The organism is Vitiosangium sp. GDMCC 1.1324, from assembly GCF_003044305.1.
In the GTDB taxonomy this organism is placed as follows: Bacteria; Myxococcota; Myxococcia; order Myxococcales; family Myxococcaceae; genus Archangium.
Genome location: NZ_PZOX01000032.1, coordinates 108,988 through 130,332 on the forward strand (window position 1 = coordinate 108,988; position 21,345 = coordinate 130,332).

At 69.5% G+C, this 21,345-nt stretch carries 21 protein-coding genes; 12 read left to right on the plus strand and 9 right to left on the minus strand.

Features of this window, described 5'->3' with window-relative positions; translation table 11 throughout:
* Positions 1 to 7: 7 nt before the first annotated feature.
* Entirely contained in the window at positions 8 to 1,990 is a 1,983-nt protein-coding gene (locus tag DAT35_RS52500; RefSeq protein ID WP_108077034.1) for a putative metal-binding motif-containing protein, read from the minus strand.
* Between the two features lie 315 nt (positions 1,991 to 2,305).
* Here DAT35_RS52500 and DAT35_RS52505 point away from each other — a divergent pair, with 315 nt between their 5' ends.
* On the plus strand, positions 2,306 to 3,505 hold the full coding sequence (locus DAT35_RS52505; protein ID WP_108077035.1) for an AHH domain-containing protein: 1,200 nt from the start codon (positions 2,306 to 2,308) through the stop codon (positions 3,503 to 3,505).
* A gap of 15 nt (positions 3,506 to 3,520) precedes the next feature.
* Positions 3,521 to 4,768 carry an imm11 family protein gene (locus DAT35_RS52510; protein ID WP_108077036.1) on the plus strand — a complete coding sequence of 416 codons (1,248 nt, stop codon included), beginning with the start codon at positions 3,521 to 3,523 and terminating at the stop codon, positions 4,766 to 4,768.
* A gap of 38 nt (positions 4,769 to 4,806) precedes the next feature.
* Here DAT35_RS52510 and DAT35_RS52515 read toward each other — a convergent pair whose 3' ends face one another.
* On the minus strand, positions 4,807 to 6,543 hold the full coding sequence (locus tag DAT35_RS52515; protein ID WP_146210236.1) for a DEAD/DEAH box helicase: 1,737 nt from the start codon (positions 6,541 to 6,543) through the stop codon (positions 4,807 to 4,809).
* A 63-nt stretch (positions 6,544 to 6,606) separates the two neighbouring features.
* Positions 6,607 to 7,959 carry a sensor histidine kinase gene (locus DAT35_RS52520; RefSeq protein ID WP_369946539.1) on the minus strand — a complete coding sequence of 451 codons (1,353 nt, stop codon included), beginning with the start codon at positions 7,957 to 7,959 and terminating at the stop codon, positions 6,607 to 6,609.
* A gap of 203 nt (positions 7,960 to 8,162) precedes the next feature.
* Here DAT35_RS52520 and DAT35_RS52525 point away from each other — a divergent pair, with 203 nt between their 5' ends.
* The 3 genes from DAT35_RS52525 to DAT35_RS52535 all read left to right on the plus strand — a co-directional run bounded on the left by DAT35_RS52525 (position 8,163) and on the right by DAT35_RS52535 (position 10,261).
* Positions 8,163 to 8,642 (plus strand): RNA polymerase sigma factor, encoded by a 480-nt coding sequence (locus DAT35_RS52525; RefSeq protein WP_108077038.1) that lies wholly within the window; start codon positions 8,163 to 8,165, stop codon positions 8,640 to 8,642.
* Between the two features lies 1 nt (position 8,643).
* On the plus strand, positions 8,644 to 9,456 hold the full coding sequence (locus DAT35_RS52530) for an ActD protein (protein ID WP_108077039.1): 813 nt from the start codon (positions 8,644 to 8,646) through the stop codon (positions 9,454 to 9,456).
* 217 nt (positions 9,457 to 9,673) lie between these two features.
* Positions 9,674 to 10,261: a tetratricopeptide repeat protein gene (locus DAT35_RS52535; RefSeq protein WP_108077040.1), complete on the plus strand. Its 588-nt coding sequence runs from the start codon at positions 9,674 to 9,676 to the stop codon at positions 10,259 to 10,261.
* A 1-nt stretch (position 10,262) separates the two neighbouring features.
* Here DAT35_RS52535 and DAT35_RS52540 read toward each other — a convergent pair whose 3' ends face one another.
* Positions 10,263 to 10,706, minus strand: a complete 444-nt coding sequence (locus DAT35_RS52540) for a GNAT family N-acetyltransferase (protein ID WP_108077041.1) — start codon at positions 10,704 to 10,706, stop codon at positions 10,263 to 10,265.
* Positions 10,707 to 10,817: 111 nt separating this feature from the next.
* Between DAT35_RS52540 and DAT35_RS52545 the strand changes: the two genes are divergently transcribed.
* The 5 genes from DAT35_RS52545 (at position 10,818) to DAT35_RS52565 (ending at position 14,798) form a co-directional block, all read left to right on the plus strand.
* The gene (locus DAT35_RS52545; protein ID WP_108077042.1) at positions 10,818 to 11,369 is read left to right on the plus strand and encodes an RNA polymerase sigma factor; all 552 of its coding nucleotides are present in this window, start codon (positions 10,818 to 10,820) and stop codon (positions 11,367 to 11,369) included.
* Positions 11,366 to 11,950: a hypothetical protein gene (locus DAT35_RS52550; protein WP_108077043.1), complete on the plus strand. Its 585-nt coding sequence runs from the start codon at positions 11,366 to 11,368 to the stop codon at positions 11,948 to 11,950. The genes DAT35_RS52545 and DAT35_RS52550 overlap by 4 nt, the downstream gene beginning before the upstream one ends.
* A gap of 43 nt (positions 11,951 to 11,993) precedes the next feature.
* Positions 11,994 to 12,584, plus strand: coding sequence for a hypothetical protein (locus DAT35_RS52555; protein WP_108077044.1), 591 nt, complete (start codon positions 11,994 to 11,996; stop codon positions 12,582 to 12,584).
* A 75-nt stretch (positions 12,585 to 12,659) separates the two neighbouring features.
* Positions 12,660 to 14,126, plus strand: coding sequence for an amino acid permease (locus DAT35_RS52560; RefSeq protein WP_233262223.1), 1,467 nt, complete (start codon positions 12,660 to 12,662; stop codon positions 14,124 to 14,126).
* Positions 14,127 to 14,189: 63 nt separating this feature from the next.
* A complete protein-coding gene (locus tag DAT35_RS52565; protein ID WP_108077046.1) occupies positions 14,190 to 14,798 on the plus strand; it encodes a hypothetical protein in 609 nt (202 codons plus the stop codon).
* A 6-nt stretch (positions 14,799 to 14,804) separates the two neighbouring features.
* Here the strand turns inward: DAT35_RS52565 and DAT35_RS52570 are convergent, their stop codons facing one another.
* On the minus strand, positions 14,805 to 15,239 hold the full coding sequence (locus tag DAT35_RS52570) for an EVE domain-containing protein (RefSeq protein WP_108077047.1): 435 nt from the start codon (positions 15,237 to 15,239) through the stop codon (positions 14,805 to 14,807).
* A 26-nt stretch (positions 15,240 to 15,265) separates the two neighbouring features.
* On the opposite strand from DAT35_RS52570, the gene DAT35_RS52575 reads away from it, so the two are divergent.
* On the plus strand, positions 15,266 to 16,762 hold the full coding sequence (locus DAT35_RS52575; protein WP_108077048.1) for an amidase: 1,497 nt from the start codon (positions 15,266 to 15,268) through the stop codon (positions 16,760 to 16,762).
* Positions 16,763 to 16,843: 81 nt separating this feature from the next.
* Here DAT35_RS52575 and DAT35_RS52580 read toward each other — a convergent pair whose 3' ends face one another.
* From DAT35_RS52580 to DAT35_RS52590, 3 genes are all read right to left on the minus strand, one after another.
* The gene (locus DAT35_RS52580) at positions 16,844 to 17,047 is read right to left on the minus strand and encodes a cold-shock protein (protein WP_108077049.1); all 204 of its coding nucleotides are present in this window, start codon (positions 17,045 to 17,047) and stop codon (positions 16,844 to 16,846) included.
* Between the two features lie 148 nt (positions 17,048 to 17,195).
* Positions 17,196 to 17,861 (minus strand): spermidine synthase, encoded by a 666-nt coding sequence (locus tag DAT35_RS52585; RefSeq protein WP_108077050.1) that lies wholly within the window; start codon positions 17,859 to 17,861, stop codon positions 17,196 to 17,198.
* 48 nt (positions 17,862 to 17,909) lie between these two features.
* A complete protein-coding gene (locus DAT35_RS52590) occupies positions 17,910 to 18,794 on the minus strand; it encodes an RNA polymerase factor sigma-32 (RefSeq protein ID WP_108077051.1) in 885 nt (294 codons plus the stop codon).
* A 368-nt stretch (positions 18,795 to 19,162) separates the two neighbouring features.
* Between DAT35_RS52590 and DAT35_RS52595 the strand changes: the two genes are divergently transcribed.
* Positions 19,163 to 20,335, plus strand: a complete 1,173-nt coding sequence (locus DAT35_RS52595; RefSeq protein WP_108077052.1) for a sensor histidine kinase — start codon at positions 19,163 to 19,165, stop codon at positions 20,333 to 20,335.
* Here the strand turns inward: DAT35_RS52595 and gcvA are convergent.
* Entirely contained in the window at positions 20,318 to 21,238 is a 921-nt protein-coding gene (gene gcvA, locus DAT35_RS52600; RefSeq protein WP_146210237.1) for a transcriptional regulator GcvA, read from the minus strand. The genes DAT35_RS52595 and gcvA overlap by 18 nt on opposite strands.
* Between the last annotated feature and the right edge of the window lie 107 nt (positions 21,239 to 21,345).

Consider the following 21,345-nt stretch of genomic DNA (forward strand, 5'->3'; position numbering starts at 1 on the left):
GAGGCCGCTACTCGGGGAAGTGCACCACGCGGCCGTCGTCGCCCACGGCCCAGATCTCGTCCGGGGAGTTGAGCGCGAGATCCCGGAGGGGTTTGTCCACGGTGCGAGCGATGACCCAACCCGTCGCGCTCAGCCGGCGGATGACACCGGTGGTCAGGGAGCTGGCATCGGTGGTGTAGATGGAGGACGGGTCCAGGGCCACCACGCTGGTGAAGGCGGCTGAGGTGCCGTCCGAAGGCGGGTTCACGCGCGTCCAGTCCGTGGCGCCGTTCCACTTCATCACCAGGCCCGCGTCTCCCACGGCGTAGGCGAGGCTGGAACTGCCCATCCACACGGCACGCAGGGCGCCGCTGTAGCCGCCGGGCACTCCTGTCAGGGTGTGCTGCGTCCTCGCCGGCAGTCCGCCGCTGCCGGGGTAGCCGATGATGTACGGAACCGTGTCGTTGCCGTTCTTGTCACCGACGGCGATGAGCTGCGTGGGCGAGAGGCCGTGGAGGCCGTAGTAGGTGGGAGGCGTCTCGTTGTAGTGCTCCTGGGTCGCGCTGCCCGGCGTCCACGAGTACATCCGTCCCTGTTGATCCGCGATGTAGAACTGCGTCGTTGTCCCCGAGGTGAATCCCTGGAGGCCGGTGAGGCTGTTGGTCGAGGTGGCGACGGTTGTCTGGAGGAGGCAGGTGTTGCCGTCGTGCTCGGCCAGCCGCCCGTTGTCACCGGACAGGAACACATGGCCATCGGGCCGCACCCACGAGGCGCGCCAGTTGGTGGTGCCGCAGTTCGTATCGAGGCTCTTGAAGGACTGACCCGCGGTGGTGCGCACCGCGAGCACGCCATTGTCGCCCGCCACCCATACCGGCAGTCCGCTCGGGCCGATCGCCACGGTCTTCCACTGCCGGGTGCCGGTCAGCGCGGGATCCGAGAGCACGCTCCATCCCTTGCCTCCGCAGACGCCGCCCTCGTCTCGTTGCCCGTCGCAGGTGTTGTCCCGGTCGTCACATGCCTCGGTCCTGCCGCGCCGGTTGCGAGCGTCCTGATCATCGCAGTCGTCCTTGTTGGCGACGGTGCCCGCGGGGGGCGTCGCACCGGGGCACACCGGGACGGGGGCCGCGCGCTCGTCGCCCGCGCCATCACCGTCCGCGTCCGGGTAGTAGGACGTGGGGGCGGGAGCGTTGCAGCTCAGGCCATCCTTGCTGGCGTTGCAGACGTACTGGCCACCGGGACAGGGCGTGCTGCACGCGGTGCCCTTGGCGAAGCCTTCATCCACGGTGCCGTCGCAGTCGTCATCCAGGTCGTCGCACCGCGCCTCGTTGGCATCGGCGCGGGGGTACGTCTTCGGGTCCGAGTCCCGGCAATCCGTGGCGTTCTGCACGTAGCGCGTGGTGCCCGAGACGGGGGGCTGGCTGCAGCTCATGACCGGCGCGGCGCTCCGGTCGCCGAAGCCGTCCCCGTCCACGTCGGGATACCAGGGCGAGCCCAGTCCCTGGGCCTGGTCGACGGTCCCGTCGCAGTCGTTGTCGTGGTCATCGCACACCTCGATGCCGCCGGGCTGACTGTTCTTGTCCGCGTCGTCGCAGTCCGTGCCGCCGCCGGCCAGGGCGACATAGCCGTCCCCATCCGCGTCTGGCGCGTCCAGGCTGATGGCGAGCTGCTCGATGTCTCCCTTCTTCTCGAGCTTCACGGTGCGCACGTCCCGGGCCACCTCGGGGCCCTCGCAGGACTGCTCATGGGCCGTGGTGGTGATCTCCAGCGTGTGGCTCCAGCTCTGCCGGCGGAACACGGCGAGCACCACCGTCGAGGGCCCGCGATCGAGCACCTCGAGCCGTTCGCTCGCCTCCCGGTCCCGGCCTTCCGCATCCCGGGCGCTCACGGTGATGCATCCGGCCTTGAAGTGGTAGGACACCTCTACCCGGACGGCCGCCTCGGACGCCCAGGGGAGGCACCCGGCCCCGTGGAGCACGAAGAGTGCAGTGGAGAACAATGCGAGTCCGCGCATGACTCTTCATTGTAGAGCTTTTCCGGGAATCGTGAACGCACCCGAGGTGCCGGCGCTCAACCCCGGTCGCGTCGCACCTGCACCTTCTTGCCGCGCAGGGTGGCCTGCTTCAGCGCGGAGATGATCTATGGTTCCGGGCCCTGTGGCTTGCTGCGAGGTGCGCCGTGTCTTCCCGTCTTATTGGGCCGCGCCCGGTGGGCGCACGGCTGTGTCCCTGGTTGAGCTGTTGGGCCCTCATCGTGCTCGTCCTCCTGTCCGCGTGCGCCTCGGGCGTCCCTCGGGGCAGCCTCGGCGGGCGAGCGCTACAGGTCACCTGTGCCCCCACCGGCCCCGAGGGCGTACGTCACCCTCACGCTGAGCAGCGACTTCGTGCCTGTCCAGGTTTCGGACACGGAGTTCCGCGAAGCCTTCACCCAGCTCGTCCTCGAGGTCCCCCTGCGGGTGGCTACCCGCTCCGCCAGGCCGCTGGCCGGCCGCATGGTGTTGGCGTCCTGGCCACCTGGTAGCGCGAGGGACGCCAGTGTCGAAGGGGGCTACGCGCGCGTGTGTGTGAAGCGCGGCTCTCCGGGGGATTGCTTCTGGCTGCTGGGGGATGGCCCGAACGACACCACCCTCAGCCACAGCGACAGGTTCGCGCTGGCCCTCAGCCTTGCCCTCACGCCAGCCGTGGAAGCGGCCACGGGAGTCCTCCGGGACTTCTCCGCCAATGCCATGACGACCCTGCTCACCGGCCTCTCCCTCTACCTCGTGGTGCTCATGGCACCCGAGCCCATCTCTAAGGGCCTCGCCCTGGCGATGACCCTCTTCCTTTGGGGCTACCTGGGCCATGAGCTTTGGGGATTGATTTCCGCCACGAAGGACCTCTGGGACGAGGCGGAGGCCGCTGGCACGTTCCACGAGCTAAGCGACGCGAGCGAGCGGTACGCCCAGGTGCTCGGACCCAACACCCTGCGTGTTCTCATCATCCTGGCGACCTGGAAGGCGGGCGCCAAGGGCAAGGAGGCGATGACGGGGAGTGGACTGCCGGGTTTCTCCCAGGCGGTGCAGAACGCCGCCGCCGCAGGCCGCTTCCGCCTGCCCGCAGCGGCTTCCGAAGCGACGTCGGTGTCCGTGGTCGAGGGCAGACTGGTTCTCACACTTCCCTCTGGCTCGGGTGCCATCCTCGCGATGCAGCAGGCGGAGGGTGAGGATGGGGACATCCACCACATCGCCACCGTGGAGAACGAGAAGTCCACCCATCGGGGCGGGCCCTGGACCCCGAGGCTCAAGCGATCCTTCGACAAGGCCGGCATGTCGATGGAGGACCCGGCGAACAAGGTCCGCATCCCGGGCCACAAGGGGCCTCATCCGAGGGCCTACCATGAGCGAATCTATCAGCGGCTCAAGGCTGCAGTGCAGAACTGCGAAACCACGGAGCAGTGTCGGAATGCCCTCACCCGGGAATTGGAGAGTCTCGCCGAGCAACTCAAGCAGGCGGGCTCCGAGCTCAACAAACTGGTTACCCGGACCCCGTGAGGGTAGGAGAGCGGCATGGCGCAGAGGTACTTTGAGCTGACCGATGATATGAACAGCTCGGATCGCTGGTTGCTGGGCGATCCTATTGATGAGCAGGGGAACGAAGTGCGCACGCGGCAGTTCATGAGCGGAGAGCCCACTCGCTTTGACGGTCGCCTTCGAGTCCCCATCTATCATCCTGGCAGTGCGCTCGACTTCTCAATCGCGGACACGGGGGGGTTCCCCGTCGTCACCGAAAAGGTGGCCCGCGTCCTGGTCGAGCTGGCTCCGGGTGACGTCCAACTCTTCCCCGTGGAAGTGGAGTCGCGACCAGAGGCCTACTTCCTGGTCAACGTCGCGCGCCTCGTGAAGTGCATCGACGACGAGGCGTCCACGGAAGTGCTGTACTGGAAACCGGAGGATGGGCGACCCGAAAAGGTTGGGCAGTACCGGGATGTGTACGGCATGCGTATCGACCCCTCCCAGGTGGGCGATGCCAAGATCTTCCGTCCCTGGGGATGGAGAGTGGCCCTCATCGTCGCCGAGGACGTGAAGGAGGCCCTTGAGCGCACCGGCGCCACGGGGCTGTCGTTCAGAGAGGTCACAGGTCCTGGACGCCAGAGGGTCGAGCAGCAATCGCTCGCGAGTTACACAGACTGGCTGCGGCAGGTGGACGCCGCACGCGAAGCGTTCTGGCGCACCCTTGGCGAACTGGAGGAAACAGCCATCGTCCCTATTGTCCCCGGCGGCCCTGCGTGGCCGGGCCACCGGCAGGCATGGCGCGTCATCCACCGTGCAGAGCGACGGCTCCTATTGGTGACGGACGGCCTCTCCGATCCCTTCCCCGGACACGAGGCGCCGTCCGTGGGCTTCGGCCTCGAGCTCGCAATTGAAACCGACGACGCTGTCAAGGACGTCAAGGGGAGTTGGGTCTTCTTGATCCTCCAGCGCGTTGCGAACGAAGTTGCGGAGCATGAGCGAGTGCGCAAAGCCGCTCTGACGGGCCAACTGACCATGGAGGTGTCCGGGAAGGGAATGCCCAAGTCCCTCGTCACCGGGGAGGGCCGGGTAGGTGTGCTACTCGGGCTGGAGTCGCACACGCTGCCGGGGCACTTCACCACACCCTGCGGAGAGGTGCGGCTCGTCACCGTCAAGGCGCTGCTGCCGTCGGAACTGGCGTACCGGGTGGCGCATGGGAAGAAGGGGCGGGATGAACTGGCTCGGCGCTTCGCGGAGAGCGGCGAGGAGCACCTGTCACGCGCCAAACGGCGAGCCGTGGTGTAGCTCGTGTGGCGCTGGGTAGCAGGTGCGCCTCATATGTCTCAACCCCGGTCGCGTCGCACCTGCACCTTCTTGCCGCGCAGGGTGGCCTGCTTCAGCGCGGAAATGATCTGATCGGCGAGGGACTCGGGCACCTCGACGAGGGAGTAGTTGTCGCCGATGTCGATGGCGCCGATGCGCCGGCCCTCCACGCCCGCTTCGCCGGCAATGGCCCCCACGAGGTCCGCGGGCCGCACGCCCGCCTGGCGGCCCACGCCGATGAAGATCCGCGCCATGTCGAAGTCCTGGGACGGGCCCGTGCGGCGCTTCGGCCCCTTCTGTGCCCCCGGCGCCGGCCGCTCTCCGGGCCGGAAGCGCTCCGCGCGCTCCGCCATCCGGGCGTTCTTCCCCGGACGGGCGGGCTTCTCCGAGGGCGGGGGCATCATGGGGATCTCCTCCTCGTGCTCCTGGCCTTCCACCTGGGCGTCGTGGAGCAGCTTCACCGCGGCGGTGGCCACATCCACCAGGTCGAACTCGGAGGCGAGGCTCTCCACCACGGGGCGGTAGGAGTCGAGCTCGCCAGCCACCAGGGCCTCGCGCAGGGAGGCGCGCACGAGCTCGAGCCGGCGGGCGCGCAGGTCCGCTACGGTGGGCACGGTGGCCACTTCAATGCGCTGGCCGGTGAGCTTCTCGATGTTGCGCAGCAGCCGGTGCTCGCGCGGCTCGGCGAGGGTGATGGCCACGCCCTCGCGTCCGGCGCGGCCCGTTCGGCCGATGCGGTGCACGTACGCCTCGGGGGCGTTGGGCACGTCGTAGTTGACCACGTGGGACAGCTTCTCGATGTCCAGTCCGCGTGCGGCCACGTCGGTGGCGATCAGCAGCTCCACGGCGTGCGTCTTGAACTGCTTGAGGACGCGGTCGCGCTGGGTCTGGTCCATGCCTCCGTGGAGCGCCTGGGCCCGCCAGCCCCGGCCGTTGAGCGACACGGTGAGCTCATCCACCTCGGTGCGGGTGCGGCAGAAGACGATGGCGGCGGTGGGGGCTTCCACGTCCAGCACGCGCCCGAGCGTGGCGGCCTTGAAGGCGCGTGGGACGATGTAGGCCGTCTGGCGCACGCGGGGGCCGGTGCCGGGCGCGACCTTCTCCTTGGCGATGCGCACGTGGACGGGCTGGTGCAGGTGGCGCTCGGCGATGGAGGCGATGCGCGGGGGCAGGGTGGCGGAGAAGAGCGCCGTCTGGTGCCCCTCGGGGGTGGCCTCGAGGATGGCCTCCAGGTCCTCGGCGAAGCCCATGTCGAGCATCTCGTCGGCCTCGTCGAGCACGACGGTGTGCAGGGAGTCGAGCAGGAGCGACTGGCGCTGGAGGTGGTCGAGCGCGCGGCCCGGGGTGGCGACGACGACGTCCACGCCGCGCTTGAGGACGCGCAGTTGCTGTCCGATGGGCTGGCCGCCGTAGAGGGGGAGCACGCTGACGCCGAGCTTCTGGCCGTAGCGGTGGATGGCCTCGGCCACCTGCATGGCCAGCTCGCGCGTGGGGACGAGCACGAGCGCGGAGGTGGAGAACGGCTCGCGCTTGCCGCCTAGCGTGAGGCGCTGGAGGAGGGGGAGGGAGAAGGCGGCCGTCTTGCCGGTGCCGGTGGCGGCGATGCCGAGCAGATCCTTCCCCGCGAGCAGCGGGGGCAGGGCGGCCCGCTGGATGGGAGTGGGCTCCTCGTAGCCGAGCGCACTGAGCGCCTCCACGAGGGCGGGCCCGAGGCCCAGTTGTTCGAAGGTGGGGATGGTGTCGGTGGCGGTGCTCACGTTGGGGCGGCTTGTACCACCGAGCCTCCCGAAGGTCTCCTGCCTCGGCCCCCAGGTGTCATTTCACGAATGCTCAGCCGTCGAGGCGGCTGCCGGCTCCTCGTTCAGCAGGAGGATGAAGCGGGCGCCCCCCTCGGGCCGGTTCTCGGCGGTGAGGGTGCCTCCCGCCCGGACGACGTATTCGTGGCACAGCGCCAGCCCCAGTCCGGTGCCCTTTCCCGGTGGCTTGGTGGTGAAGAAGGGCTCGAAGAGCCGCGGCAACACCTCCAGAGGAATCCCCGTGCCGTTGTCATCCACCTCCAGCCGCACACCTCCGGCCGTCCGCCGGGCTCGGAGCACGATGCGGGCGGGGCGGGGCGGTACCGCGGCCTCCACCGCATCCGCCGCGTTCAGCAGCAGGTTCAGCAGGACCTGCACCAGATGCCGCTGGTCCAACCGCACCGCCGGCAATGACGGCGGGGCGTCCAGCTCCACCTCGCCCAGGCTGCGCAGGCGCACCGACGCCAACCGCCGGGCTTCCTCCATCGCATCCAACGGCGAGCCGTGCTCTTCGTTCCCGTTCCCCTCCCGGGAGAAGCGCCGCAGGTCGGCGACGATCTGCTGGATGCGCAGCACGCCCTGCCGCGTCTCGTCCAGCAACTCGCGCAGCTCGGGAGGCTCCGGTGGCTTGCCCCTGTCCAGCAATTCCTGCTCGAGGTAATTCAGGTTGGACTTCACGAAGGCCAGCGGGTTGTTCACCTCGTGGGCCACTCCCGAGGCGAGTTGTCCCACCAACGCCAGCCGCTCCACCTCCGCGCGCTCTCGCTCGGCGCGCCGCCGCAGGCGCTCGCTCTCGGCCAGTTGCTCCAGAGCGCTCAGCCTCTCCTCCTGGGCCACCTTCTCCGCTTCGCGCAGCCGCCGGTAGGTCCGCCCTCCGTAGAGCCCGAAGCTTCCGATGAGGCCGAAGAAGACCAGCTGCGGGAGGAAGGTATGCGGCGGGATTCCGGCCAGCACGTTCAACAGGGCCACTGAACCCACCATCGCCCCGACGCACACCAGCGTCGGCAGCCAGGAGTCCGGGGTGAACATGGAGAGAATGAGGGGGGCGGCGATGATCGTCACGAAGTAGGGGCTCGCCGGCCCACCCGTGTAGTGGACGAGCGCCGTTATCGCGGTAAGGCACATCAGCCCGGACGCGGAGCCGGACGCCCAGGGGGGCATCCGTCCCGAGCCCACACCCACTCCGAGCAGCACGAAGCCCACACTCCAGGCAACCTGTACCAGCACCAGCCTCGGGTCGACGGTGGTGGCGACCAGGCTGTGGAGCCCCAGTCCCATCATCATCATCGCTGCGGAGACGAAGAAGATCCTCCTCTTGAGTCGGAGTTGGTCCTGATGCGCGGTGCGATCTGACTTCATCGAGACGAACGCTGCCACGTCGCGGCGCCTCTCGCTGGCGCGCCCCCGCGAACGGGCATCCGGTTTACGACACATGGGTCCCCCACTACCCCTGCTCACGGGTGTGATTCCAGCTACTTACGGCCACTCACCACTCCGTCGCACCCAGGTGATGCGGCGCGCGGTAACAGTTCGTGCCCGCCGCGGTGTTCAGGTGCGCGCAAGGGACGGAGGGTCCAACGTTGGCCATCGATGTGGAAGCCTGCTACCGCCGGTATGGACCGATGGTGCTCCGGCGCTGCCGCTTCCTCCTTCGTGACGAGGATCGGGCGGTGGACGCCATGCATGACGTGTTCGTCCAGCTCCTCGATCACCAGGAGGCGCTGACGCAGACGGCACCCTCCAGCCTGCTGCACCGCATGGCGACGAACGTGTGCCTCAACCGGATGCGCTCGGAGCGCCGGCGTCCGGCGGACGCGGATGAGGAGTTGCTGGTGCGCATCTCCTCGCTGGAGGACATGGAGGCGCGCACGGGGGCGGCGGCGGTGTTGGACCGGCTCTTCGGAAGGGAGCAGGTGTCCACGCGCACCATCGCCGTGCTGCACCTGGTGGACGGGATGACGTACGAAGAAGTGGCGAAGGAGGTGGGCCTCTCCGTCTCCGGCGTCCGCAAGCGCCTGCGCACCCTGCGCGCCCACCTGCATGAACTGGAGGCCGCCTGACATGTCCCAACGCACGCCCGATTGGTTGTTGGAGCGTATCGCCCTGGGAGAGCTGCCCCCCGAGGAGCTCGCCGCCGCCCGAGCGCGTCTGGCCGAGGAGCCCGGAGGCCTCGAGCGGCTCGCCCGGCTGGAGTCCGATGATGGGGCCACGCTGGCGAAGCTCCCCCCGTCCCAGGTCGCCGCCGAGATCGCCCGCCGCCGCCGGGTGCTGGAGGCCTCCCGCTCGGTGAGGGCCGACACGCTTTCGCGGCGCTGGCTGCCCGCCGTGGCGCTGGGAGTGCCCGTGGTGGTGGGGCTCGCGCTGCTGATGGTCCTCTCCCTGCACGAGCTGCCCGAGGAGGAGGCCCGGCCCCAGCAGGTGGCGCTGCTCGATACGACGCGCACCAAGGGCCTGGAACCGAAGCTGCTCGTCCACCGCCAGACGCAGGGCGGGGCCCCCGAGCCGTTGGTGGACTCGGCCCGGGCGCGGCAGGGCGACGTGCTGCAGCTCAGCTATGTGTCCGCGGGAAGGCGCTACGGCGCGGTGCTGTCCGTGGACGGCCGGGGCTCCGTCACGCTCCATTTCCCGGAGTCGCTCACGGGCTCGTTGGAGCTGAAGGGCGGCACGGTGTCCCTGCCGAGCGCCTACGAGCTGGACGACGCCCCCGCCTTCGAGCGCTTCTTCTTCGTCACCAGCGATGCACCCTTCGACGTGAACGCGCTGATGGATGCGGCGCGCCAGCTGGCCCAGGACCCCGGCAGCGCCCGCAACCAGCCGCTGCCCTTGCCGGAGCAGCTCTCACAGACCTCCGTCACGTTGGAGAAGGCTCCCTGACGCGAGCCCTGCCCTCGGGAGCGCGCGGGCAGAAGAAGGGCTTTCCGCCCGGAGAAGACGGAGTCCAGGTGGAGATGTAGCCCGTCCCACAAGTTGAGAGCGCGCTTCAGATTTCGGATTCCCAGCGAGTTCCCTCTCCTGTCACGCTTCCGTCTCCGGCCGTACACTCCGCGGCCGGCAGCTCGGGCCGGCGTCTCGGCCGGTGAGAAGGGGACATATGTCCACTCTTTTAGCGGCGTTCAACGAGGGCGTCAGCCACTCGATGTCCGGCAACCACGAGGCCGCGATCCAGGTGTTCAACCGGGTCCTGGCCCAGGATCCCAACCACGTGTTGGCGCTGAGCGCCAAGGGCTCCTCGCTCACCAGTCTGGGGCGTCCGCGCGAGGCGTTGAAGTGCTTCGAGCGCGCCATCGACTTGGACCCGGAGACGGCCGAGAACTACCGCAACGCGGCGCTCTGCCAGCTCGAGCTGGACGAGCCGGAGGACGCGAGGGCCCTGCTGGAGGAGGCCCTGCAGCTCAACACGGAGCAGGCCTGGCGCGAGGGGACGGCGGTGGAGATCGCCAACCTGGGCGAGGCGCTGCTGACGGAGTCGGGCAAGCACCGGACCCGGGGCATCGGGCTGACGGGCAAGGCGCGCTACCGGCACGCGCGCCATGTGCTGGAGATGGCGCTGGAGCTGCACCCGGGGCTGACGGAGGCGGCCAAGGCGCTCGCGGACGTGTGGGCGCACCTCGGGGACACGGAGAAGCGCGACCAGTACACCCAGCTCGCGGGCCGACTGATGCGCGCCTCCGGGAGCTGACTCAGAGCGCTCGCCACATGAGGTAGTGCGGGCCGATGCCGGGGAGCTCGAACTCCCCCCCTTCCACGTTGAAGCCCAGCCTCCGGTAGAAGCCCGAGGCCGTCGTGCGCGCGTTGCACCACAGCCGGGTGCCGCCCTGACGCGCCGCGTGATCAATGCAGGCCTGGAGCAGCGCCGCGCCGAAGCCCTTGCCCTGATCCGGGGCGAGCACCGCCATTCCACGCAGGCGCCACTCGGTGGACGACCTGGAGCCCGGTGGGGGTTCCCGGTAGAGCGAGGCCACCCCGTGCTGCGTGCCGCCCACGTACAGCCCCAGGTGCACCGTGTCCGGAGCGTCGTCTCCCGGATAGACGAGCTCCTCGGGGCGTTGGTGCGGGCGGAGCACGACGTGGCGCAGGTGGCGCGTCTCGGTGGCCGGAATCTGGCGGAGCTCGTACGGGGGCATGGGGCCGGGGATTCTCCCGGAGGGGCGGAAAAATGGGGGGAAAATCACCGGTATGCCGCCCAGGGGGCTCGTGCGTCCTCCTGAATGGAAACCGGGCAACGAGGTCCAACCTTGAAGGGCACCGCCGTCATGGACGAGACGCCGATGGATGAGAGGGTCACCCCCCTCGACTTCGACGCGCTCGTGGAGGGGGAGCAGGCGGCCCTCCTGCGGCTGGCGCGCCGGCTGGTGTGGGACGGGGAGGAGGCGAAGGATCTCGTGCAGTCCGCCCTGGCCGATGCCTACGAGAAACGCCACACCTTGAGGGACTCCAAGGCGGGCCCCGCCTGGCTGCGGCGCATCCTCGTCTCGCGCGCCATGGGCCACCTGCGCCGGCGCCGGGTGTGGAGCGTCATCCGCGAGGTGCTGGACCTGGGTCCGGGACCGCAGCCCTCACCCGAGGAGCGTTTCGCCGGCGTCGAGCGCTGGCGTGCCTTTGGCCGGGCGCTGCGGACACTCCCGGCCCAGCAGGCCACGGCCTTTTCCCTCCGGTACCTGGAGGGGCTCGACCTCGATGCCATCGCCGATGCGATGAACATCGGCCGCGGCACCGTCCGCATCCACCTCTACCGGGCGCTCCAGAAGCTCAAGGCCGCGGACGCGCTCCAAGGAGACACCCCATGAGCTGCCAGGACTTCGCCGCGGCCCTCGTGGACGAGCGCCTGCCCCGGCCTCCGGGATTGCAGGCCCACCTGGAGCAGTGCGCCGCATGCCGTTCGCTCGCCCGGCTCCACGCGTCCGCCACCGCGCTTCGCCTGCCGGAGCCCCAGGCCCCCGCCGCCATTCCGCGCGAGGCCATTCTTGGTGAGGTGCGCCGCCGTCAGCACCGCCGCCGGATGGCGGCCAGTGCCAGCGCCACCGCGGCCGTGGCCGCCCTGGTGTTGTTCGTCGCGCCGCGCGTGAGGACGCCCGTGTCCGACGGGGTCGAACCGGTGGTGGGTGGCCCCGTCGAGGGCTCCCTGCGCGCCGAACAGCCCGCGCGGACGGCGTCGCCGGGGCAGGGGAGTGAGGTCGTCTCCATCGGGGAGCTGTTCGGCGAGGTGCATGGCTACACGCGCACCCGCCCGAGCATCGAGGACGAGATGTACCTGCCGTTCGGCGCTCTTGCCGTGTGGGTGCGTCCGCCGGACTCCACGGCGCTCGACGCCGAGCCCTTCCAGACGGCCCTCGCGGCCTTCCATGTGTCGAAGTCGAAGTCGCAATGAGTCGAAGTCGCAGTGAGTCACAGTGAAAGACAGGAGCAGAACCATGATGAAGAAGCTGCTGTGTGCCCTGGTGGTCCTCACCGCCGTGCCCGCTCTCGCGCAGGACAAGGACAAGTCCGATGAGATGCACGTCGTCGTGATGAGCGGACCCGGCAATGCCCCGCTGGCGCCGCTTCCCCCGCTGTCGCCCGAGGCCCCGCTGTCGCCTCCGTCCTACGGCATTCCTCCGCAGGTGGCGGCGAAGATCGGCCTGCCGCAGAGCCTCGTGCAGAAGGTGCAGGATCTGACCTTCGAGTCCAATGAGGCGCTGATCGGCCTGGAGGCGGAGCTCAAGCGCAACCAGCTCGCGCTGGAGAAGGAGCTGCGCCAGCCGGCCCCCAACGAGGGGAGCGTGAAGGACCTGGTGGAGAAGGTGGGCCGCGCGGAGACGGCGGTGCGCCAGAACCGGGTGGGCCTGATGGTGGCCATCAAGAAGGCGCTGGGCCCGGACTTCTGGCAGAAGCTGGAGGCGGAGATGGGCCCCATGACACCGGGCGCGGGGAGGCAGATCCGCATCGAGCGGCGCATCGTGGCGCCCCCGGCTCCCCCGGCTCCGGGTGCCGCCGGCCAGGAGCGCGAGGAGCGCAAGCGGTAACGCTGCCTTCCCCGGATCGCCGACGAGCCCACACTCCGCGCCGCCGCCTCTTCCCATCCTCCTGGGGAAGGGACCATGGTGCCGGGTATGGATGCCGACAAGAAGCAGCAACTCGAGGCGGACGCGGCCCAACTCCAGCGTCTGGGGTACGCGCAGCAGTTGTTGCGTGACATGGGCGGCTTCTCCAACTTCGCCGTCTCCTTCTCCATCATCTCCATCCTCACCGGAGCGGTGACGCTCTATGGCCATGGTCTGCGCTTCGGCGGGCCATTCGTCATGGGGGTGGGCTGGCCGTTGGTCTCGGTGATGACGCTCATGGTGGCGGCGAGCCTCGCGCAGCTCGCCTCCTCGTTCCCCACGGCGGGCGCGCTCTACCACTGGGCCGCCATGCTGGGGGGCGTGAGGGCGGGCTTCTTCACGGCGTGGCTCAACACCATCGGTCAGTTCGCCATCACCGCCGGCATCGACTACGGCCTGGCGGAGTTCGTGGCGGACATGCTCGGGTGGCCGCGGGAGCGGGGCTATGTACTGCCACTCTACGCGGCCATCCTGCTGTCGCACGCGGTGCTCAACCACGTGGGCGTGCGAGCGGTGGCGCTGCTCAACAACCTGTCGGCCTGGTATCACGTGGCCGGCGTGGCGGTGGTCATCGGCGCGCTGGTGGTCTTCGCGCCCAAGCAGGACGCCGCCTTCCTCCTCACGCGCTTCTCCTCGGAGAGCCACGTCTACACCTACGGCTTCCTCATCGGCCTGTTGCAGGCCCAGTGGACGTTCACCGGCTACGACGCCAGCGCCCACATCTCCGAGGAGACGTTGGATCCCACGCGCAACGCCCCCTGGGGCATCTTCCTGTCCGTGGCGGTGAGCGCGGTGGTGGGGTACGTGCTGCTGGTGGGCGTGACGCTGGCCATTGGAGACCTGCCGGCCGCGGCCGCCGCGCCCAATCCCTTCCTGTACGTGCTGCGCGAGTCGCTCGGGCCGGCGCTCGGCGGGGCGCTGGTGTGGATCGCCATCGGGGCCATGTGGTTCTGCGGGCTGTCCTCGGTGACGTCCAACTCGCGCATGCTCTTCGCGTTCGCGCGGGATGGAGGACTGCCGGCCTCGGCGCTGCTCGCGCGCGTGTCGCCGCGCTACCGCAGCCCTCACGTGGCCATCTGGGTGTCGGTGGTGGCGGCCTTCGTGGTGGCCATCTGGAGCGGGGCCTACGCGGCCATGGTGGCGCTCAGCACGTTGGCGCTCTATGCCTCGTATGCGCTGCCAGTGCTGGTGGGCCTGCGCGCCCGGCGCAACGGGACGTGGTCGCACCGGGGGCCGTGGGACCTGGGGCGCTTCTCCACGCCAGTGAATGTCGTGGCGCTCGGCTGGTGCGCGGTGGTGATGGTGCTCTTCGTCCTGCCTCCCAACGAGCTGGCCGGGTACACGTTCGCCGGGGCCCTGGTCCTGCTGACTGTCTACTGGGTGGCATTTCAGCGGCATACCTTCGTGGGGCCGAAGCTGGGGCGGCTCGCGTCGGCTCCCGTCCGGGCTACTTGTGGAGAGTGAGTCCGGGTGGGATCTGTTAGGAACGTGGTTCGAGGTCCCTTCTTTCAGAGCGGAGCAGCGCCTATGAGCAAGCGGCCGCAGTCCGAAGCCTCCGAGATGGTCAATGCCGCGAAGGCCATGGAGGAGGAGCTGCACGAGTTCGAGGTGCTCGCGGAGGAGGTGCGCACCGGGCAGCTCCGCTCGCAGAAGCAGCTGGAGAAGATGGGGAAGCTGCTCAACCAGGTGGCGGACTGCGACGAGCGGATGGTGGCGAACATGCGCACGCTGCTGTCGGTGCTCAACGTCTGGAGGGAGCGTCAGCAGGCGCTGGCGGCCGAGGTGAACAGCCGTGCGCTGGAGTTGCAGGAGCGCACGAAGGTGTACCAGTCGCTGATGGAGCGCTTCGCCGCGATGGGGCAGGAGGCGGGCTCGCTCAGCACGCTCATGCAGGAGCTCGCCAGCCGGACGCAGCAGGGCGAGCCGGTGAAGGCGGAGGACATCATCTCCTCGCTGCAGATGGTCAATGAGCGGATGCTGGAGGTGGCGGAGAAGGCCGGAGCGCTGGCGACCGACGCGGCGGCCCAGGACTTCATCGACGTGTCGCGTGACGCCGAGTCCCTGCGACAGCAGATCCTCTCGGCGCGCAACCGGGCGAACCTGCTGCAGCAGAAGTTGCACCCGGCCAACGCCTGAAGCGCTTCAGCGAGCCCGAGGCAGCTTCGTCCCGCCCATCTCGAGGATGCGCTGGAAGTGCTCGGCGGTGGTGGGCGCCACGCTCAGGCGGCTGCGGGTGAGGAGCACGAAGTCCTTCAGCTCGCGGGTGGACTTGATGGTGGCGAGCGTCACCGGCTCCTTCAGGGCCACCAGGGGTCCCACCTCCACGGAGGCCCAGTCCTCCCCGGGCGCGGTGGGGTCCGGTCCCGGCTGGGTGAGCACCCGGGCCACGGCCACCACGGCCTTGCCCTCGTTCGAGTGGTAGTAGAGGCACAGGTCCCCGGGCTTCATCGCCCGGATGTTGTTGCGGGCCTCGAAGCTGCGCACGCCCGTCCACTCCGTCCTGCCGTCCTTCTCCAGCCGCGCGTAGGCGTAGACGGAGGGCTCGCTCTTGATCAGCCAATACTGGGGTTTCGCCATGGCGGCGCATGGTAGATAGCCAGCCCATGGCCATCCAGGGATACGACGATCTCGACGCGACCGCGCTCGCCACGCTGATTCGCAAGAAGGAGCTCCATCCCACCGAGCTGGTGGAAGAGGTCATCGCGCGCATCGAGTCCGTGGACCCGATGCTCAACGCGGTGGTCCACAAGATGTACGAGCAGGCGCGCAAGGCCGCCGCGGGCCCGCTCTCCGACGGCCCCTTCGCCGGGGTGCCCTTCCTGGTGAAGGACCTGGATGGCTTCCTGGCGGGCGAGCCCTTCACGGGCGGGTGCCGGGCGCTGGTGGGCTTCGTGCCCGATCACGACTCGGAGCTCATGGCCCGCTTCCGCCGCACGGGCGTCGTCTTCGTTGGCAAGACGGCCACGCCCGAGCTGGGCATCCTCGGCGTCACCGAGCCCGCGCTGCGCGGGCCGACGCGCAACCCCTGGAACCCGGACCACACGCCTGGCGGCTCCAGTGGAGGCTCGGCGGCATGCGTGGCGGCACGGGTGGTGCCCATGGCCCACGGCGGAGATGGCGGCGGCTCCATCCGCATCCCCGCGTCGGCCTGTGGCCTCTTCGGACTCAAGCCGACCCGGGCCCGCAACCCCGTGGGCCCGGATGCCGGTGAAGCGTGGGGCGGCTTCGTCCAGGCGCACGTGCTGACCCGCACCGTGCGCGACAGCGCCGCCATGCTCGATGCGACCCAGGGGCCGGAGGTAGGCGCTCCCTATGGGGTGGCTCCTCCCGTGAGGCCCTTCCTCCAGGAGGTGGGCACCCCGCCGGGACGGCTCCGCATCGCCTTCTCCACGGGCTCGCTCTTCGGCAAGCACGTGCACCCGGACTGCAAGGCCGCCGTCCAGGACGCGGTGAAGCTCTGCCAGGAACTGGGGCACGAGGTCGTCGAGGACGCTCCCCGGTTCGACCGCGAGGAGCTGGTGCGCGCCTACCTCGTGACCGTCGCGGCCAGCGTGGCGGTGCAGCTGGAGGAAATTGGCAGGCAGATGGGCAAGACGGTGAGCCCGGCGGACGTCGAGGCCTCGACCTGGGCGCTCGCGCAGATTGGCAACATCCTCTCCGCGGCCGATCTCCAGAAGGCGCGCGACTCCATCCACCGCTCGGGCCGGCTGACGGCGGCCTTCCACGAGCGGTACGACGTCTTCCTCGATGCGACGCTGGCCTATCCGCCGGTGCGCGTGGGCGAGCTGGCGCTCAAGCCCGCGGAGCTCGCCGCGCTGGCCCTCCTGCGCAAGCTCCCGTTGAAGCCCGTCTTCATCAAGCTGCTCGACGACCTCGCCGCCAACAGCCTGGAGCGCACCCCCAACACGCAGCTCTTCAACCTGTCGGGGCAGCCGGCCATGTCGGTGCCGCTCTTCTGGAATGCCGCGGGACTCCCCATCGGAGTGCAGTTCGCCGCCCGTTTCGGAGAGGAGGCCACGCTGTTCCGCCTGGCCGCGCAGCTGGAGCAGGCCCGCCCCTGGGTGGGGCGCAAGCCCCAGGTCTCGGGCCGCAAGCCCTAGAAATACCGAGGGCCTGCTCCCTCGCATGGGAAGCAGGCCCCGGGGTGAGCCGCTTTCTAGGTGAAGTGGCTCGGGTCCGAATCAGATCGGACGGACGTTCTGCGCCTGCAGACCCTTGGGGCCGCGGGCCACGTCGAACTCAACGCGCTGGCCCTCGGCCAGGGTGCGGAAGCCGTCGGTCTGGATGGCGGTGTGGTGGCAGAACAGATCCTCGCCACCGCTCTCCTGCTTGATGAAACCGAAGCCCTTCGCGTCGTTGAACCACTTCACGGTACCAGTCGCCATTACTTGTCTTCTTTCTTCGTCCGGACGCGGTGGAATGCGCCGGAATTCCGCCGCACTGTGCGAACGGATGCCCCTATGTGGCAGCTTTGGCGCAACAAGGGAAGCCCCCTCTTCATTTCAGGGGTGGGAATCGTGGGCCAAGTGGGGCTCAGAGCCGTCCGATGAACAGGGTGTGCAGGGGTCCACCCCCCTTGCCCCGCGCCGGCGTCTCCACCACCTCGGTGTCGAACCCCGCCCGCTTCAGCCGGCTGGCGAAGGCCTGGTCGGGTGAGGCGGACCACACCACCACCACCCCGCGCGGCTTGAGCGCCCGCCGGATGGAGGCCAGCCCGCGCTCGCCGTAGAGCCAGCGGTTCCCCTCCTGGGTGAGGGCCTCGGGCCCGTTGTCCACGTCCAGGAGGATCGCGTCGTAGTGCCCTTCCGCCGCGCGCAGCAGCTCCCCCACATCCCGTGGCTCCACCTTCACCCGGGGATCCTCGAGGGGCCGCCCGGCCAGGGGCGCCAGCACGCCCTGGTTCCAGGCGACGACCGCCGGCACCAGCTCCGACACCACCACCTCGGCGCCCGGGGACAGCCGGTCCAACGCGGCCCGGACGGTGTAGCCCAGCCCCAGGCCGCCAATCAGCACCTTCGGACGCTTGCCCGAGAGCCGGGCGCAGGCCACCTCGGCCATCCGCTCCTCGGAACCATGCTGGCGGCTGGACATCAGCTCGCGGCCGTTCACTCGGATGGCGAACTCCTCGCCCCGCTGGTGCAGCACCAGCTCCCCACCACCCGGCGCGGGCGCCCGCTCAATCACCTTCCACGGCTTCATCGTCCCCGTCCCCGAGCCCTCCGGAGGGGCTCGTTTCGGGTCCGGGTGTTACCGGGCGTCCGCCGTCTCGTCCAGGCCCACCTCGGCCACCAGCGAGGCGAGCTCCGCCTTGAGCTTGTCCTTGGCACGGATCTCCAGCTGGCGGGCGCGCTCGCGCGAGAAGCCGAAGTGCTCGCCCAGCTCGCTGAGCGTCATCTCCGAATCACCCATCACCCGGTGCTCGATGATGAAGCGCTCGCGCGGATCCAACCGCATCAGCGCCTGCTGGATGCGATCATGGGTCATCTTCGCCTGCTGCCGGTCGGCGACCTCGTCCACCTGCGAGGTGGCGTCCGACTCCACGAAGTCCAGGTGCGTGGCGTCCCCGTCCTCGCCCACGGGCGCGTCCAGCGACAAGTCGCGCCCGCCCATGCGCTGCTCCATCTCGCGCACCTCGGAGGCCTTCACGTTGAGCTTCCGGGCGATCTCCTCCGCGTCCACGATGCTGCCGTCGGCCCCGCCGAGCTTCTCCAGTTCGCGCCGCGTGCGCGCCAGGCTGAAGAACAGCCGGCGCTGCGCCTGGGTGGTGCCCAGCTTCACCAGGCTCCAGTTCTTCAGGATGTAGTTCTGGATGTACGCGCGGATCCACCACACCGCATAGGAGATGAGGCGGATGCCCTTGTCCGGATCGAACTTCTGCACCGCCTTCATCAGGCCGATGTTCGCCTCCTGGATGAGGTCGGACATCTTGATGCCGTAGGAGCGGTACTCGTAGGCGACCTTCACGACGAAGCGCAGGTTGCTCGTCACCAACCGGTGGCCCGCGGCCAGGTCGCCTCCACGGAAGCGCCGCGCGAGCGCCTGCTCCTCAGATTGCGAGAGCAGGGGGTACTGGTTGATGTCCGAGAGGTACGTGGAGAGGGTGTCGGCGGAGAAGGAGGCGGTGGTCTGCATGGGCTCTCTCGGGGTGAGAATGACGGTGGGGTTGGCGTTCCGACTTCTTGCCCATTGCCTTCAGCAATCGGGGTGCCAGCTGACCGAGCGGAACGTCCCTCAGTGAATGCAGGCACTTGCACGAACGGCCCATCGTGACTAGGCCGGGAATCGGTCGTTTTTACAGGCCCCCTTTTCGGTAGTTCTTACAGTCTTCGGGCCTGTCCCCGGGGACAGGGGGGAGGCCTGGAGGCGGAAATTCTCACCCCCAGGAGAACCCTTCTCACCCCGTGGCCGGGTGGGCGCATGGCCCTCATGCCTGGGGAGGCGCCGGGCCCGGGCCCGGGTTGGGATGAACCCGGCAGGTGTGGCATTCCTAAGAAGTGAGCATGGATGGATCCGACGAGTCGCTGACCCTCCAACTGGAAGCAGCCGAAGAGCGGTTGAGGGTGGTGCTCGGCCTCACGGACAGCATCGTCTTCGAGTTCGACGCCGAGGGCCGGTACCTGGCGGTGTTGACCCGCACCGAGGGGCTGCTCGCCATGCCCCGGGAGCAGATGCTGGGACGCACCCTCACCGAGGTGCTCGGTCCCCAGGTGGCGGCCCCCTTCATGGAGCGCATCCAGCGCGTCCTGGCCACGAAGCAGCCCGATCGCTTCGAGTACTCCCTGGACGTGCCGGGCGGGCGCCGCTGGTTCAGCGCCGACGGGATGCTGGTGCCCCAGAGGGAGAGCGTGGCCTTCCTGGTCCGGGATGTCACCCGGCAGAAGACGCTCGAGCTGAACCTGGAGCAGGCGGACCGGTTGGCGGCGCTGGGCACGTTGGCGGCGGGGGTGGCACACGAGGTGAGCAATCCCCTGGGCTACATCACCTCCAACCTCAACTTCATCGCGGAGGGGCTGGCGGAAGTGCGGCAGGCCCTGGACGGCGAGGTGGGGCCGGAAGCCCGCGAGCGGCTGCGGGGCTCACTGAAGGAGTGCGCGGAGGCGCTCGACGAGGCGCGTCAGGGCACCGCGCGCATCCGCGATGTGGTGGGGGACCTGAAGGTGTTCGCGCGAGGGGAGGATGCGAGCTCGCTGGTGGGGCCGACGGACGTGCGGAGGGCGCTGGAGGCGTCGATCAACATGGCCATGCCCGAGCTCCGGCACCGGGCGCGGCTGATCCGGAACCTGGAAGAAGTGCCCACGGCGCGCGGCAACGAGTCGCGCCTGGGGCAGGTGTTCCTCAACCTGCTGCTCAACGCCGCCCAGGCCATTCCCGAGGGAGCGCCCGGGGATCACTCCGTGGAAGTCCGCTCGCGGGCGGAGGGCGGCAACGTGGTGGTGGAGATCCGCGATACGGGCATGGGCATCCCCGCCGAGAACCTGGCGCGCATCTTCGATCCGTTCTTCTCCACCAAGCCGGTGGGCGTGGGAACGGGCCTGGGGCTCTCCATCTGCCACGGCATCATCACCGCGATGCAGGGGCAGCTCACCGTGGAGAGCACCGTGGGCAAGGGCTCCTGCTTCCGGGTGTTGCTGCCCGCCGCTTCCGGGAACGAGGACTCACGTCATTCTGGGTGAGCGGGTGGGCTCCTCGCGGGTGCTCCCGTACTGGCGCAGCAGCCACGTCCGGAAGGCGCTCACCTTGGGCTGCCGGTTGGCACGCGCCGTCGTGAGCAGGACGTAGGCCCTCCCATCCGTCGCCTCTCCTGGAAAGGGCCTGACGAGCCGGCCGCTCTGAAGCTCATGCTGCACCAGCGAGGTGCGCGCGATGGCGAGGCCCTGGCCAGCCTCGGCCGCCGAGAGCATCGCGGTCATCTCGCTGAATCGCGGCCCCCGCGTCACCTCGACGCCGGAGACGCCCACCGCCGCGAGCCAGTGGGACCAGTCCGGCGTGTCGGCGTAGTGCAGGAGCGTGTGCCGCGGCAGATCCTCCACGCTCCGCAGGGGCCGCGAGCCGTGGAGCAGCGAGGGCGCGCACACGGGGAAGAGCCGTTCCTCTCCGAGCGGATCCGCGATGACACCGGGCCAGGGGCCCTCTCCGAAACGGATGCTCACGTCCGCCTCGCCCCGGCCCAGCTCCGCCTCGTCGCGAGAGCCATCCAGCCGGAGCTCGATCCACGGGTGGGCCTCGCAGAACGCGCCGAGCCGCGGCGCGAGCCACCGCGTGGCATAGGCCCGGGGTGCACCCACCACGAGCGTGGCGGGCGTGGGGCTCGCGGAGACGCGGTCCACCGCCCAGGCGAGGTCCGCGAAGATGCGCGTGGAGCGCTCGGCCAGCTCCCGTCCCCGCTCGGTGAGCTCCAGGCCGCGTCCGGTGCGCGTGAAGAGCCGGCATCCCAGGTGCTCCTCCAGGTGATGCACCTGGCGGCTGACGGCGCCGTGGGTGACGCCCAACTCCCGCGCGGCGCGTCCCAGGTGGCGATGGCGTGCGGCCGCCTCGAAGGCGCGCAGGGCATTGAGAGGGGGGAGGGGAGGAGTCATGGCGGGCAGGAGCTGTGAGAAAAACTCACCGTACGCGGGCACCTTAATCGATTGTTGCCTCGGGGGGCCGCGCGCATCCTTCCCACCGCTCTTCGAGCGAGGAGGTG